Annotated in this window: 1 protein-coding gene and 9 tRNA genes; all 10 read right to left on the bottom strand. The window is 35.4% G+C overall.

What is annotated here, in order from left to right:
* Nucleotides 1-312 precede the first annotated feature (312 nt).
* The 10 genes from ABDJ34_RS09510 to ABDJ34_RS09465 all read right to left on the bottom strand — a co-directional run bounded on the left by ABDJ34_RS09510 (nucleotide 313) and on the right by ABDJ34_RS09465 (nucleotide 16,116).
* On the bottom strand, nucleotides 313-13,956 hold the full coding sequence (locus tag ABDJ34_RS09510) for a SpaA isopeptide-forming pilin-related protein (RefSeq protein ID WP_412702184.1): 13,644 nt from the start codon (nucleotides 13,954-13,956) through the stop codon (nucleotides 313-315).
* Between the two features lie 831 nt (nucleotides 13,957-14,787).
* Nucleotides 14,788-14,864 (bottom strand) — tRNA-Arg (locus tag ABDJ34_RS09505).
* 39 nt (nucleotides 14,865-14,903) lie between these two features.
* A tRNA-Gly gene (locus ABDJ34_RS09500) sits at nucleotides 14,904-14,978 on the bottom strand.
* 11 nt (nucleotides 14,979-14,989) lie between these two features.
* Nucleotides 14,990-15,074 (bottom strand) — tRNA-Tyr (locus ABDJ34_RS09495).
* A 24-nt stretch (nucleotides 15,075-15,098) separates the two neighbouring features.
* Nucleotides 15,099-15,174: transfer RNA gene (locus tag ABDJ34_RS09490), tRNA-Thr, on the bottom strand.
* 5 nt (nucleotides 15,175-15,179) lie between these two features.
* Nucleotides 15,180-15,256, bottom strand: a tRNA-Asp gene (locus ABDJ34_RS09485).
* 42 nt (nucleotides 15,257-15,298) lie between these two features.
* A tRNA-Val gene (locus tag ABDJ34_RS09480) sits at nucleotides 15,299-15,374 on the bottom strand.
* A 7-nt stretch (nucleotides 15,375-15,381) separates the two neighbouring features.
* Nucleotides 15,382-15,456, bottom strand: a tRNA-Glu gene (locus ABDJ34_RS09475).
* A 482-nt stretch (nucleotides 15,457-15,938) separates the two neighbouring features.
* Nucleotides 15,939-16,015, bottom strand: a tRNA-Met gene (locus tag ABDJ34_RS09470).
* Between the two features lie 24 nt (nucleotides 16,016-16,039).
* Nucleotides 16,040-16,116, bottom strand: a tRNA-Met gene (locus ABDJ34_RS09465).
* Nucleotides 16,117-16,160 lie beyond the last annotated feature (44 nt).

Raw genomic sequence — 16,160 nt, 5'->3', positions numbered from 1 at the left:
TTTTTTTATAATCATTTGCTTTTCGCAAATTATTATCTTACCCTTGCCTTTTAGGCACTTTTTACTTTAGGCTTCGTCCAACATTTCCTTATATTGGTATTCTTAGACTTTACCTTTTCACGAACCTCTCAGTCCGCTTTCTATAATCAAGCCCTTTTTATTAGAACTTCGATTAGCTTGTTTACTATTATTCGTTCATCTTAAATAAACATCCGAACATCATTGAGACCCCAGGGACTTGGCATGTCGCCTCATCCCCTGTCTCTTTGTAGTCCCTTTACGGAGGGTACCTCATCTTTTGATTTAATTCAATCATGATAAAGCACTCTCTCTTCTCTTACGTCTGTACTTGTAGTACGCCGTTGCCATCATCACAGCCCCCACTACAAGGAAACCAATAATACCCATCGCACCTGTGTGAGGGAATGTCGCTTTGTGGTTTTCCACTTGGATAGGATCCTTGCTTACATAATCGATGTAAGTTCCCTTGCCTTCTGACATATTGTTGATGTCAAGCTTGTAACTTACTTTATCAATTGATTTACTAAATGCTCTTGAGTAAACTTCTGGATTCAATTCTACTGCTTTAGTCTTATCAGCTATCTTGCCAGTGATTTCTACTACCAATCCCTTTTCTGTAACTATGTTACTTATTGTTGGAACTGGTTGTGTATAATCATTGGTATTATACAAACTTGGAATACTGTATATAAGTGGATTTGTATCATATTGTTGATTTCTTGGATTAACTTCTTTAAAATCAGTATCCTTCAAATCAGCAACAGTTTTATCCTTTTCAAGAGTTGCAACTTTTATAGTTCTATACTTGTCACTTACATTCCAATTATTAACATCAAGTTGTAATAATGTGTCTTCTTTATCAAATGTCCATTTTGTGTGACCTGGATTTATAACAAGTCTTTGCTTGAATGTTCCCTTATCCTTATCCACTTCAAGGATTTCACTTGTTATCATGCCATTTGCACCCTTAGTCAGGCTTGCCTTTAGCGGGTCTTTTTCAAGAACTTGAACCTTACCATTTTCTAGCTTAAATTCTTTAATATAGCCTGGTAGTTTCAAGTAGCCTTTAGGAGTTGTGGTTTCTTTTAATGCGTAGTAGCCGTCTTTTGAAACAGCAATACTAAACTTGCCATTTTCATCTGACTTAGCCGTTACTACTTTTCCATCTAAAGTATAATCTTTATAGTTATCTGTTTCTTTTTCTTTATAAAGAACTTTAAATTCAGCTCCTGGTAAAATTTTACTATTATCATCTGCATCGACTTTTACAAACTCAATTTGTTTGTTGTTGACAACCTTGATTGCAATAGTGTCGCTTACTTCTTGATAGATTTCACTAGTTCCAGTTCCTTCTGCATTTGGAACAGTCACTTTCTTATAAATCTTACCAGATTCGTCTACCTTTAGGTATGCCACAGCTTCTTTTGGTTCAGCATATCCTTCTGGTGCTTCATTTTCAATTAATCTGTATAAGCCTTTTTCAAGATTATTATAAGAAATTCTACCGTCTTTATCAACTAATGTTGGGTTAGTCTTTGCAGTCCAAGTTGCACCAGGTTTTTCTATAGTTCCATCATTCTTTTCTAATGTGAACTTAGCACCTTTAGTTACCTTTCCTGTTTCATCTACTGCTGGTTTCAGAACTTCTCCATCTGTATTTACCTTTTCAAATACAACTTTGTTAGATGGGTTTGTTATTTTAAGTTCGAAGTTTGCTTGAGCAATACTTTCATTTTCAAATACATATACTCCATCCCATCTGTAGACTGTTGGATTTTCTGCCCATCGTTTATAACCATAATTATCTGTATAGTTATAACCATAGTATAGACCTGAATATCCTCTGTACTCTGTTAAATTCTTTGTATCAGCAATCTTACCAGTTACCTTTATAATAGATGCTCTGTTATTAGGATAAGAACCTATATTAGTTGTTGTAGTCTTATTTGCTTCTACAGTTTTAGGTTGTGTTATTCCTGAGCGCCATAAGTTTCTATCATTTTCATTGACACCAAAGGATGCTGGCATACTGTAATTTTTCCAATTATTATCAGTGTAATACAAATCGTAAGTTGTAATTTGTAAATTATTTACTGTTTGATTTGGTTTATATCTGAATGTCAAATCCAAGCTGTCATAATGACCTTCTCTATTAACATAGAAGTAATGAACAAATTCACCAGTTTCAGAATTGAAACTTACTATCTTAGATGCCATGTTGATGAAATTAGATCCATCGTTATCATATGCAATATCTACAATGTAATTTACATAGATATTTTTATGATGTTTTGTGTCATTTCCAATACTCATACCAACTTCTTGGTTGCCTGAGTTTCTAACCTTATATAGGTTAATGTGAGTTGCCATAACATTTTTGAAGTCTGTGATAGTGTATTGTTCTGCTGCTTTTGTGAATGTGTAGGTAATTGTTCCAGCTTGTCCATTGTAATCTGCCTTAGCAATTGTACCGATACCGTCAGCGAACAAGTCAAGATTTGTTGGCTCGTCTTCTCTTATTCCGTACAAGTCCATGTTGTCAGTAAGTTTTAGAGTGAAATAATCTCCTGCACTTATTTTAACGCCATCTTTAATTTTGTAGTCATTTGTGAATTGTAAACTTTCTCCAATGTGTGGTTGGATTTCTTCATTACCTGTATTTTCATCGCCTGCAGGTCTATCTACAATCATTTTTGATGATGTGAGTTCTATTAAGCTTGTAATATTTCTAGTTCTTGGACTTGCATCTTCTGCGTAAGGGTCAAGTCCCTTACCACCGACTGTGAAGTGCCATACTTGACCAGTGTTGATATAACCATTAGGTGATTCGACTTCTCTTAGTTCGTAGTTGCCTAGTGGAAGTCCTTCGAATTTTAGTGTTCCATTTTCGTCGACATATCCTTCATAAACTGCTCTTAGTTCGTAGTTGCCTAGTGGAAGTCCTTCGAATTTTAGTGTTCCATTTTCGTCGACATATCCTTCATAAACTGCATCGGCAACTGGTTTTCCATCCTTATCTGTCTTAGCACCTAATCTAGTTGCTCTGAACTTAGCTCCAGCTATTAATTCTCCAGATTCGTTTTTCTTACCTGGAATAGCATTGCCATTTTCGTCAACCTTTTTGATAGTAACAGAACCTTTACCTGGTTCTTCGTTTCTTACCTTACCAATATTCTTGGCAGTGGCGCTTGTTACGAAGTCGACAAGTTTTCCAGTTGAAGTTTCATCATTCTTTACATTAGGAATTAGGTAGTTTTTCTTGTTGTATTCAATAGTTACATATCCGTTGGCACTTTCTACGATTTTACCTGTATCTGGGTCAACTACTTTATGAGTTCCATCTGGTTGAACTTCTACTTGTAAACCAGATTCTTTGTCATAAGTCTTTCCATCTTTTGTGAATGTTTCACCCTTTGGATCAATTGTCTTTATTACAAATTCTAATAGAGTTCCGTCAAGTGCTCTGTATCCTTTAGGAGGAGCAACTTCTAGCAATCTATAAGTTCCTGGTTCAAGTCTTCTGAAACCAAAGTAACCGTTGAAAGCTGATGATACATAGGATTCATCCATATCATACCAGAAAGAACCTTCCTTCTTTTGAAGTTTAAATACAGCGCCTTCTAGTCTGTTTGTATTGTCATCGCCATCCATCTTGTGCTTAGAGAAAGTAATGTTATATACTTCTCTTTCGTTTGTGATTGACATACCTTCTTGTGGTACTGTTTCAGCTTTGTCTGAAGTGTATAGTGATGATATATCTAAGCTTGTATCTGCTTCTACTGCTGGTGTGCCTAGTGGTGGTACTATTTTAGCTCCGATATACTTATCGTCACCTAAATAAGCTTCCTTACTTAAAGCATTAGCGTATTTTTGTCCATTAAGTTTGCTATTTGCCCAAGCATCAGCTTTTGTTGTAGCAGCTTCTTCGCTATAACCGTTAGCTCTCAAATAATTGTAATATCCATTTCTAACAGAAATCATACCACCTTGATAAGATGCACCATGGAATGTTTTATATATTGGATTTCCATATGCATCAAATCCTGTGATTTGGTCTAAGTGTCTTGCACCATCGTAGAAATCAATGTGTAAGTCAATCTTACCTAAATCTTTATCTGGTATATCAGCTGCTGTTTTTTCATAAGGAGCTTTAAGCACTGGTTCTTTACTTGGAGTTTTGCCATCTTTTTCAGTGAAGTTATAGTTACCATCTATTGCCACTTCATTAGTAACTTTTCTATCAGTCAAGGAACCATCGTAGTATCCTTCAATGTCGATGTAGTATACACCTGGTTTAAGATTTAGCAAGTCTTCATCAAAGCCCCAATCAAATGGTCTCCATCTTGCTGTATTAACAGTGGTTACATTTGAATCTCTCAAGTCGTAGCTATTTAATACTTTATCAACATCCACATTTTCTGGTGGATTTGTTATTTGATAAGTTGACCTGTAGGCTGTCTTAACACCTTCTTTGATAGTTACTGGTGGCTTTCCAGCTCTATCAATTTCTTCTCTCTTGTGTTTTGGTGTGATTTGTACGTTTACTACCTTATCATAATCTCTTGTATCAATATAAACTCTTTGCACAAATGTCTTTGAGTCTGGGTCTATATTTTTAACTATAGATTTGTATTTGATTTTACCAGTTTGATTATCTGCTGCTACAGCCTTATTTGAAGATAAGAAAGATGTAGCTGTGTGTTCTGGTCCTTTTTGAATTATTACAAGAGAACCATTTTCTTCTTTTACTTGTAATTTCCAAGGAGCTGCTTGTTTCTTATATCCTACTGGTGATTTTGTTTCTTCAAGGATATAGTAGCCAGTATTTAATTTGACTATTTTGTCATCTTTATCCTTAAATACTACATTACCTTCTTTATCAGAAGTTGCTGTTAGGTCTGTAAATGTTCCATCTACTTTGGTAAAAGTGTTGTCAGTGTATTTCTTTAATGTGAACACTGCACCATCTAGTCCTTCGTTTACATTGTTTCTCTTGTGTACTTTAAGCTCAATACCAACTTGATTGTTGGTAATTTGTGCAGCTTGTCCAGCTGGGATTTCTTTTTCGCCTTCTTGTGGTCCTTGTGGTTCGGATTTCTTGAATGTTGCAGAAACTGTGGCGTCGCCTTTTGGCATAATGAACTTATATTGTCCATTACCATCTACTGTAATAGGCTGACCATTCATTGTTACGCTTTGAATTGCATAACCTTTATTTGGTATAACAGTTAGTGTAATTTCTGTGTCTGCTGGTGCAGAAGTTGGTTCAGCTGTAATCGTTCCACCTTCTTGTTGTGGTTTTTGAACTATTACATTAAAGTTTGTTGGAGCTTTGTCTTTCCAAAGAGCAGTTATTGTAGTATCAGCATTAACTGGTATTGAGTCTCCTGGATTTTTTCTTTCTCCATTTACTGACCATGCATCAAATTCTTTACCACTAGGTGCAGTAAATCCATTAGATGGTAATTGATAATTTGAACCGACATTAACTTTTTGTTCTGCCATTGTGCCAGAACCTTCTCCAGGACTGAATGAAACAGTCACTTGTTCTGGAGCTTTTACTTTAAAACTAGCTTCTACATTTACATTGTGGTTTGGCATTGCAAATGTGTATTGATTATTATTTACACTTTGAGTAACATCTTGTCCGTCAACTATTAAGCTTTGAAGTTCATATCCTTGATCTGGATTTACATTTACTATTACTTGTGTATCCTTTGCTATGTTTTCGCTTGGGTTTGCTGTAACTGTTCCATGTCCTTGTGATGTTGCTGATACACTGTAAGCTTCTCTATTAATAGCATCTGCACTTGTATAGGATTGTGCTCCCCAATACTTCTTCCAATTAGCTATAGCTCCAGATCTGTCATAGTAATAATTCATACCTAATCCTAGATTATCATCAGGTATATACCTAGAAATAACTTCTATTACAAATAAGTTATTTTTACTAAATCCAGGATTTCCTGATCCATTAAATCTTATCTTTAATTGTCCTGGGTTTTGAAGATCCTCAGACACAATACCTTGTAATTTCAAATCATTACCACGATTCAATATATTATCAACAGTTGATCCTTTCCCTACTGTGTATACTTTTACGCTGACATTTTGATTCGATAATTTACCACTTGGTTGTTTGTGAATATTAAGGTTAAAATCATTGTTTTTGTTATCATTTCCATTAATAAGGAAAATTTGCTTAAATTGTTTTGTATCCTTATTTATTTCTGTAATTTTAGTATGCACTCTTGTAGGATTATTAGGATTAGATCTTGTGTCAGGTTCTTCAGATCTTGCAGGATCAATAGTCTCCCAATCATTTCCAGCTCTCAACGCTGCTTCTACTATTTTTGGGCCAAATTCTAATCCTGTATCCACTCCGTGCAATGACGATGAGTTATTTGCCAGATACTGTCTTATTCTGTTGGATGATGAGCTAGAAGCCGCTTGTACTACTGATAAATCTACATTTGATTGTGTTCCAGCTTGTTGCTTTTTGTTGTCTTTGATGTAGACTTTACCTTCTGTTGTTATTCTAACGGTCCAGTCATTATTTGCTTTTTCATAACCTGGTGCTGGTTGAAATTCTTCTAACTTATATGTTCCAGCTTCCAATCCAGCGAAAGTTATCATACCGTCTGGTCCTGTTGTCATATATCTTTCATTTGGACTATCGTCTGGGCCAGTTAGTTTGAAGACTGCTCCTTGAATAACTTTAGTTTCATCGTCAGCCTTTACTTTTTTAAGTTTGAATTGGAATTTTTCTTTTTCATTGTTTACATCTAGGGAGCCTTCTGCTACATAAGAACCCTTTATATCTCCAGCAGCTGCTTTTGTAGGATCTCCTACTATAATGTCCCCAACATTTTCATAATAGTCTGCTTTCCAGTAGATGTTAGAATTATTAACCGTCCAGTCCATTCCTGTACCGACGCCACCATCATTATTTATATATGGAACTTTTACGTCAATTACTATTGGCTTTGATGTAGCTGGAAGTGTTAGATTTAATCTATCTGGTTCTCCGTATCTACCTGCTTCAGTTTTTGCAGTTTTCTTAACATCATCTGTTATATCCTTAGTCGTGTAGTTTGCAAGTCTTAAATCTGAGATAAGTCCAGTTACCGGTTTATCTAATTCAAATACTTTGTATTCTGCACTTCCATCATACCAAGTCATATTAGGATCTCTTGGACTTTCTCTGTGGATAGATGCTGTTGTTTTATCTGCAATTTTTCTTGCTTCTGGATTTATTACATATCTTTGGATAGCGTACTTTTCAGTTTTATTTATAGCAATAATTCTAGTACCCATGTATTGAGCAGTTTTGCTATTGCCAGTCCAACCTGTCCATCTGTTGTCGTAAGTTGACCATCCATCAGTATGTCTGTTCTTAACGTCAACCCAGTTTACATTATCTTCTGCTAGGAATGATTTAAGTTCAGTTGATTCTGTTGAGGCTACATAGTTATAAACTTTTGTCTTGCCATCTTTTACTTCAAGAACCCATTTCTTATCGATAGGCTTGTATCCTTGAGGTTGTTTTGTTTCCTTCAAGATATATTGCTTATTATCTTCTAGTGATTTTCCATCGGCAAACTTGAAGTCGACAATACCATTTTCATCAGATGTACCTGTTGCTACAACAGTTTGTTCATCTTTTTCGTAAATAGTAAATTCTGCACCTTTAAGAGCTTGTCCATTTCCATTTTTCTTATAAACTTGGAACTTTTCTCCAACTGGTTTATTAGTTACTGGTAATTTAATAGTTGTACCTTCTACAACTGATCCAGTTCCTGTGATACCAGTTTCTCTTATAAGGACGTTTCCAGTATCATAAACTGTAACACGCCATTTTTTAGTAGATTTTGTATATCCCTCTGGTGCTTTAGATTCTTCTAATGTGTAAGTTCCTGGTTCTATATCGGTAAAATCAACGATACCATCTGCATCACTTGATCTATAGATTACATTATCATCTGAATCAGTAAGTGAGAATGTTGCACCTTGAAGCTTCTTTGTCCTATTTGCTTCATCAAGTTTTTCGATTTTAAATTTACCAGGATTATAAGTTTTGTTAAATAGTTTAACTTTTTCTGTGTAGAATTTTGGTATTTCTTGTCCTGTTTCTGATCCTATAGCAAGGTTTGAATTACCTTTTTGATAGGAACCAGTGTGTCTTGATCCTTGAGAAAAGTAGTAAGCTGACCACAAGTTTTTAAATCTTTGCTCGTCAGTAACTTTAAAAGTTTGTACTATTACATATCCTTCATTTGAGTTTACATTTGGCACATCTATTTCTAGTGGATGCTTGTTGTGACCATAATCTAACAAGCCTTCTGTGTCTTTTAATAATGATGGGTCGTAAGTTATTCTGTGGTCACCAACTTGATCCCTAAATCCTTGATCAGGATCTACATTTGCATTCTTATATACCAAGTTGTAATTTCTTGGATCTTGGTCTGGTCTTATACCATAGGATAATGGCATTAATCTTTGCTTATTAGCAGGTGTATCTGTTACCTTATAAACTTCTAATTCTTTGAATCCAAAAGCTGGTAATCCATTCGCCTTGTAGTTTCCCAAACCCGGTTTAGGTTTATTCATTGACAACCAGTCAAATCTCAAAGTTCTCTTACCACTAGAAAGACCTGTTGGGTTGTAATAAGTCATGGCCTTAAGATAAGTGTCGCCATTTTTATCCTTGTAAATACCGTAAATATATTCACTTGATAATGGTCCACCTCCACCTTGAGAGTCGTACGTATAGTAATCAGTCTTGATATTTACTGGAAGTACCTTATCTTTAGTTTGAGTTGTTTGAATATTTGGATGTGTAACAGTAGGGTTACTTGTTCCTGTAGTGTTATCTGGATCAATAACTATTCTAAAATTATAACCAGGATTTTCATTTGATTGTGTTGCATAATACTTATCTGGAATGATACCAATAATTTCAAGAGAAGCATTTACAGAGTTACTGTCAATATTATCTGTAAATTGGTAAGTTAAAAGATTTGTCTCGTAGTTAAAGTATGGTTTTGCCAATACTTTACCTGTTGCATCTTTTAATTCAGGAATTTCATAGACATATCTTCTGAAGTCAAGGTTAGGGTCAAATTGAATCTTAAATAAGCCGCCTTTAGTAGCATTAGAAATTGAGAAAGAAGCCTTATATCTATAGGATTCAATACCATATGCTTCCCAAACTCCTTCTTTTCGTCCAAGACGTCCATCATTTGGTTGATTTTGTTTTTCTTGAAGGATTATAGATTGAGTTATGTCAGTTATTGTAGCTTTGCCGCCTTCTTGACCTGCTTCGATTTCTTCCAAGATATAATCCACACCGTTTTTAGGAGTTCCTGCTCCGTCTTTGAATCTTGCCTTGTAAGTTACCTTACCATCTTCTCCAACGTGAACATCAAAGATAACTTGTGACTTTTGATATCCTGAAGGAGCACTAATTTCTTCTATTATATAGTCGCCAGGACTTAATTCCCCAAAGCTTGCTTTACCATCTGTTCCTGATTTTGCATCAGAGATTATGTTGCCTTTAGAGTCTTTTAATCTAAATGTTGCATTTGCAAGAGGTGATTTGTCCGGACCAATTTTTGTAACTTCTACAGGAAGTTTTGGGAATGGTTCATTTGCTATATTAAGCATAACTCCACTTTCTGCTGAAGTTGATAGCCCAATTGATTTTTGAATTCTAGCTTCATCTTTTACTTTATTGTTGTCAGTTAACCAGTCGTAGGATACTGCTGTGGATTCTGAACCTGTGGCTTTTACTTTTACCAAGAAGCCCCAATCTCCATCTTGTCCACCAAATCTTACTGCAGGGAATTTTATTTGATAACCAGCTTTTCCTGTGTAGCCATCTGTTATATTATCTTTTCCTGTAATATCATTATCCCCACCAGCGTTTAATAAGTTAGCTCCTGTATATTGGTCTGCAGTTTGGTTATACATGTGGTTCTTAGCAGTGTTTCTGTTTCCTGGTCCTACATCAAGAACTTGTACTTCATTTATAGTTCCACCTAATACATTTAGGTTTAATCTAGTGTCCTTATTTGTATAACCATCATTTCCATTTGCTTCTGGTTTTAAATGAATATAAAATTCAATATTTCCGTTTTTGTCAATCTTACCATAGTGCAATGCGTTCATATAGGATGGATAAGATGGATAATATTGGTGATGGTCTAATTCTGTTTCGATTTTTCCACCTTGCATAGCAATGTTCTCGCCTGATACAGAAACTTTGCCGTCATTATCTATTGTGATTTGCTTAGCACTAGTGTCAAGCTTATATCCATTTGGAGCTTTATTTTCTATTAATGTGTAAGTTCCTGGGCTTACGTTTGAAAAACTTGCTCGACCATTGGCATCTGTAACTAGTTCTATAGTTTCCTTTGGACTTTGTAAAGTGAACTTAGCCCCTGCTAGTTTTTTCTTAGGGTCTTTGCTATCAAATTTTGAAACTGTAAAGTCAGCATCCTTTTCTTGTGTGGATTGTGACATTACGTTGTAGATATGATAAGCGCCATCTTCTTGTGCTAGGTAGTTGTATTTTTCTTTGTAGGAATATCTTGTACCACCAATTGTTGTGTATTCTGGAAGATTTTGAACTACTTTTTGATTTGTTTTGCTTTCTTCGATCCTTCCATCTGTGGTAGTCTTTATATCCCAATATTTTGCAGATGGGATTGTTACTTCTCTTTCATCTACGCCAGTTTCACCTTCAGAAACTTTAATTTCTGGAGAAATTACATTTCCCTTATCATCTTTAACTACAAATCCTTGAGCTGGCATTTTCTTTTTAGAATCTATTCCTGCCCAAGTTTGTTTGATTTTAACATCTTGGTATTTGTTGATGTTAACTCCGCCCATTGAATATCCAGCGTTGCTATCTGTAAGCTTTGTATCGTATTCGTAAACAGCTATTGTTCCTGGAACTTGGGCTTCACTTGGGTTACTTTCTTTTTCTGGGATAGTTTTATTAAGGTCGGTTTCTGCCTTCTTAATTACCATCTTACCTGTATTTTCATCTATTCCATAAACTGCCATCTTTGACGATGTTAAGTCTTGTGCACCTGTCAAATCTCTTGTTGCAAGTGGTAGACCATTGTTTGTGTCACCTGTTGATACTCCATCAGTAACTGTCCATTTTGCAGTATTTTCTGATGTGAATTCTCCCATGATGGTAGTTCTGTTGTTCATGCCAATACGCTTAGATGTTTTTTCTTTTACTTGTTCGTCAGTGTATCCCTTGTCAAATACTAATCTTACTGCACCTGATTTATTATTTCTATTCTTTAATAAAACAGAAAAGTCAATCATGTATTTTTGTTGTTTGTTAAATACTGGTGTTTGGAATTTTATAGTAACATCTTTTGTATGATCTTTTAATGTATAATTCTTAGATTCTCTAATACCTAGTTTACCTTCAATATCATTTGTTGTTATATCATCTTTGTTTATTGGTTTACCGTTAATAGTTATATTTTCGTATCTAGATAAACCAGAACCTTTAACTAAAGTTGCGTTAGAAATAAGCCCTAAGTCCAGCAAGTCTTTAGTAGATGAAAAACGAACTGTCCAGTCAATTGATTCTAGTTCTCCATCTTTTACTATTGGGGAACCTGAAACGTCCATGTGTACTTGATAATCTTCACCTTGATCTACAATTTCAAGCACATCTTTTGAACCAGGTTCTATGATTTGATTTACAATCTTTCCTTCATTATCAACTACTGTTTCTGGAAGGCTTACTGCTTTTGTAACGCCTACTCCTGTGATTGAATTTTTGATGGAGTGTGTTGTTGCATCTTTGTCTAAATCTTTGATTTTTTCTACATTGTAATCAACGTCTATTGCTAGAGGTATTTGTAGATCTTTTGTAATATCTTCAGCAATTGTATATGTTATTGTGTTTGTATCCTTATTATAAGAAGGATTTGCAATTGTCTTTCCGTTATTTACGATTGGTTTTAGTGTATTAGGATCTTTTACTGTAAGCCTATCGTCAAGTTTTATTGTAAAGGATTGACCTTCTTGGATAGGACCAGCTTTTGTAGATACATCAAAACGAGTAATGATAGTGTACTTTTTGTCTGCTAAGCTTTGACTTGATGCTCCTACTGGTGTAGTAGCAAACATTTGTGGATTGAAATTCTTGTCAGCATCTCTTTCGATAAGCGCTTTAATTGCATCTTTGTTATCTTCCATTAGCTTTGCTTGTTCTTCTTTTGTTAGGTGATATTTTGTTTCAAAGCTGGATAATAATGCTTGAACTTCTTTTAATCCATTTGCTTGTGTGCTTAGGATTGCTTTAAGTTCACGGTCTGCTTTTTGAAGATTTGTTAATCCGAAGAATTCTTTGATACCTTCTAATAATCCTTTTGTTTCTTTGCTGACTTCTTTTTTATCAGTTGTCTTTTTATTGTCTTCTTTATTATTAGCATCTTTATTGTCTTCTGATTTTTTGATGTCTTCTTTTTTGTCTTGTAATGCTTTGTCAAATTCTTCTGCTTTTTGTTTTCTTTCTTCTGGTGTGGCAGGTTCTTTTTTGACTTCTTCTGTTGTTTCCTTCTTCTTTATAATAGGTTCTTCTTCTTGGTTTTCTTCTGTGCCTTGTACTAGTCCAAGAAGTTTTTTGTTTTCAAGATCTTTTTTCGCTTTTTCTTCAGCGGCTTTTTTAGCTTCTGCTTCAGCTTGTTTTTTGGTAAGCTCTTCTTGTTTTGCTTTTGCTTCAGCTTCTGCTTTTTGTTTTGCTTCAGCTTCTGCTTTTAACTTTTCAGCTTCTGCTTTGGCTTTGGCGTCTGCTTCTTGTTTTGCCTTGGCTTCTTTCTCTGCCTTTGCTTTTTCTTCAGCTGTTTTTTGTTCTTGTGCTTTTTTGTCTTGTTCTGCTTTTTGTTTGTCAGCTTCTGCTTTTGCTTTGGCGTCTGCTTCTTCTTTTGCTTTTGCGTCAGCTTCTTTCTTTGCCTTTTCTTCGGCTTCTTTTTTAGCTTTTTCTTCAGCTTCTTTTTTTGCCTTGGCATCTGCCTCTGCTTTGGCTTTGGCGTCTGCTTTTGCTTTTTCTTCGGCAACTTCTTTTTTGTGTTCTATTGATGATGTAACTTCAGCTGGTAATTGTTCTGTTTGATATGTGCTATAAGTTTTATCATCTAATATAGCTGCAAATAAGTCTGCGTTTTGTTTTACTTCAAGTGGATTATTGTCATCCTTATTAAGAGCTATTGTTGTAAGTTTGCTGTCAACTGTTTTGTCAACTTTGAAGTCGAAGATGTAAGTGCGGTTGTGTTTGTCACCTTCTGGCACTTCGCCATCTTGTTGAAGTCTGCGTTCTTCTGCAAGTTGAAGTCTATGTTGTTCTGTTGATTTTAGATTTTCTGGAAGTTTGTTGAACAATCCTTCTTTATCAAAATCAAATTCGTCAACGACTTTAAGGCTGTATACTTTGTAGTCGTCTCCAAAGTCTTCCTTGTCAGCTTGAGGCACGTAGTTGTTATGGATTCTGTATTTTCCATCTTCTTGTACTACGGATACATCCAAACTCAATCCTTGATCTTTGAGTGATTTGTCCACTCTGTCGAATTCTTTGTGAGCCTCTTCTACCGTATCAAATGTCCTCTCGTCATAAAGACTAAAATCCTTTCTAACTAATAGTTTGATGTTAGAATTGATGTTCGTGGTGTTCAATACAAACTTGACGTTGGTGTCTGTGTCCAGATTCTTGTCATCAATTACTGTAGCGAGGTTCAATGAAAAGTTGGCATAGGTATCCTGTTTCAAGGTCTCGAGCTTTTGTATTACATATCTCTTGTCGAGCTCTTCCTCCTTAGCAAATGATGTTATTGCTGGTGTTATGGTCTGAATTACCATCAGCATCACCATGACTAACGCCGTTAGTCTATCAAATATTTTCTTCATTTTAACCTCCTGAATTACTTGATTTTTATTTCAAATGTTACTTTTTTGATATTTATTATACTATTTTTATTCTCTACTGCTTTACATGCATTTAGAATAAAATACTACAAACATTCCGCTGATTAATGAATATCGTTTGCATCTATCCCCTAAAAATAAAGAAAGAATCAGCCCAACATATTTTATGAATAGTGTTGCCTGACTCTGTTAGTTCTAAATAAAATGCATTGCTTTTTATATCCATTATAATTACGTTTGCTTCTGTTTTTATGTAATATATATTTGCATGTATTATTTATGTGTAAATTTTACCACGATATATAAGAAATGTCAATTTACAAGTTTTTTTCATATTTTTTTAATGACTTTTTGATGTTATACATATAAAGTTTTATTAAATATTTACAAATTACTTTCTAATTAGATTTTATTTGTTTTGTTTTTATCTTGTTACTTAGAAATATGCTGTATTTTACTTTATTTTATGAAATTAATTGCTAATTTGATATTTATTCTAAGTTTTTCGTTCAAATATTACCTTGTATATTTAGCGAGCTATAACATAAAAATTTAGGAATATTTTTATAAATTTACGGATTATTTTAAGGAAACGTTATAATTAAAAGATTGTAAATAGTAATTTTTTGATATAATTTGTTACTAAGAGCCAAAAATATCGTATCGTTTGCAAATTTTTTTAAAATTTGTTTAAATTTATTAAATATTTGTGATTATTTTTGAAATAATTGGGTATAAAGCTTATTTATTTGAATTGGAATATATTGATCATTAAGAAATAAAAAAAGACTATAGATCAGAAATCTATAGTCTTGGCGAACGATAGAGGATTCGAACCCCCGACCTTCTGGTCCGTAGCCAGACGCTCTATCCAGCTGAGCTAATCGTTCATATACAACAAAACAGATGTATGCACATCTGTTGTTGTCTGGAGCGGAAGACGAGACTCGAACTCGCGACCCTCGCCTTGGCAAGGCGATGCTCTACCACTGAGCCACTTCCGCATGAATTCTTTTGGTGGAGGAGGGTGGATTTGAACCACCGAAACATAAAGTAACGGATTTACAGTCCGTCCCCTTTGGCCACTCGGGAACTCCTCCTTAATCCTTTGTTTAAAAAGGATTTGGAGCTGGTGGGAGGACTTGAACCCCTAACCTACTGATTACAAGTCAGTTGCTCTACCAATTGAGCTACACCAGCATACTTGGCGACCCGGAACGGACTTGAACCGTCGACCTCCAGCGTGACAGGCTGGCATTCTAACCAACTGAACTACCGGGCCTTGTGTTAGAATTTTGTTTTCGTTTTGTTTATAAAAAATATATGGTGGGCGATACAGGGCTCGAACCTGTGACCCCCTGCTTGTAAGGCAGATGCTCTCCCAGCTGAGCTAATCGCCCATATATCTGGTGACCCTACCGGGATTCGAACCCGGGATACCGCCGTGAAAGGGCGATGTCTTAACCGCTTGACCATAGGGCCTTGTTTCAAGTTTATTATTTGTTTTATTAATTTTTATTGTCTACAATTCATACTCTGCGGTTACCGCTTTCTAGACCTATCCCAATTAGCGAAAGCTAATTGCCGGAAGGTCTGATGCAACTAGTTTCCCAAGAGGCTTTAGCCGATTGGCAGAAACTATCTGCTGACCATAGGGCCTTAATTACTAAGGTTTTAATATTGTATTAAATTGTGAAAGTATGGTTGCAGCTTCGCTGCAAATGTCTTGGTCGCTACATAACGAAATCGAAGATTTCTATTGCGCGACATTTGACCTACCTGTAAATCACTTTGTGATTTGGGTTAGGATCAAGGGTCAGCTTCAGCACGAAATCAAAGATTTCTATTTCGTGACATTTGACCTACCAACAAATTACTTCGTAATTTGGGTTAGGGTCAAGAACCGCTGTGATCATAGGGCCTGGTAATTTAATTTTCAAATACCACATAGCTTAATAAAAAATTGGTAGCGGAGAAGGGAATCGAACCCCTGACACCACGGGTATGAACCGTGTGCTCTAGCCATCTGAGCTACTCCGCCATATTAAAAATTAGTTGCTATGTATGGTTGCGGGAGCAGGATTTGAACCTACGACCTCCGGGTTATGAGCCCGACGAGCTACCAAACTGCTCTATCCCGCGTTATTGGTGCCGAGGATCGGAATCGAACCGATACGGTGTTTTAC

Origin of the sequence: Finegoldia dalianensis, assembly GCF_046255015.1 — a bacterium.
GTDB classification, from domain to species: Bacteria; Bacillota; Clostridia; order Tissierellales; family Peptoniphilaceae; genus Finegoldia; species Finegoldia magna.
Note: the sequence above shows the minus strand (reverse complement) of the source record. Positions and strands in the feature narration are given on the sequence as shown.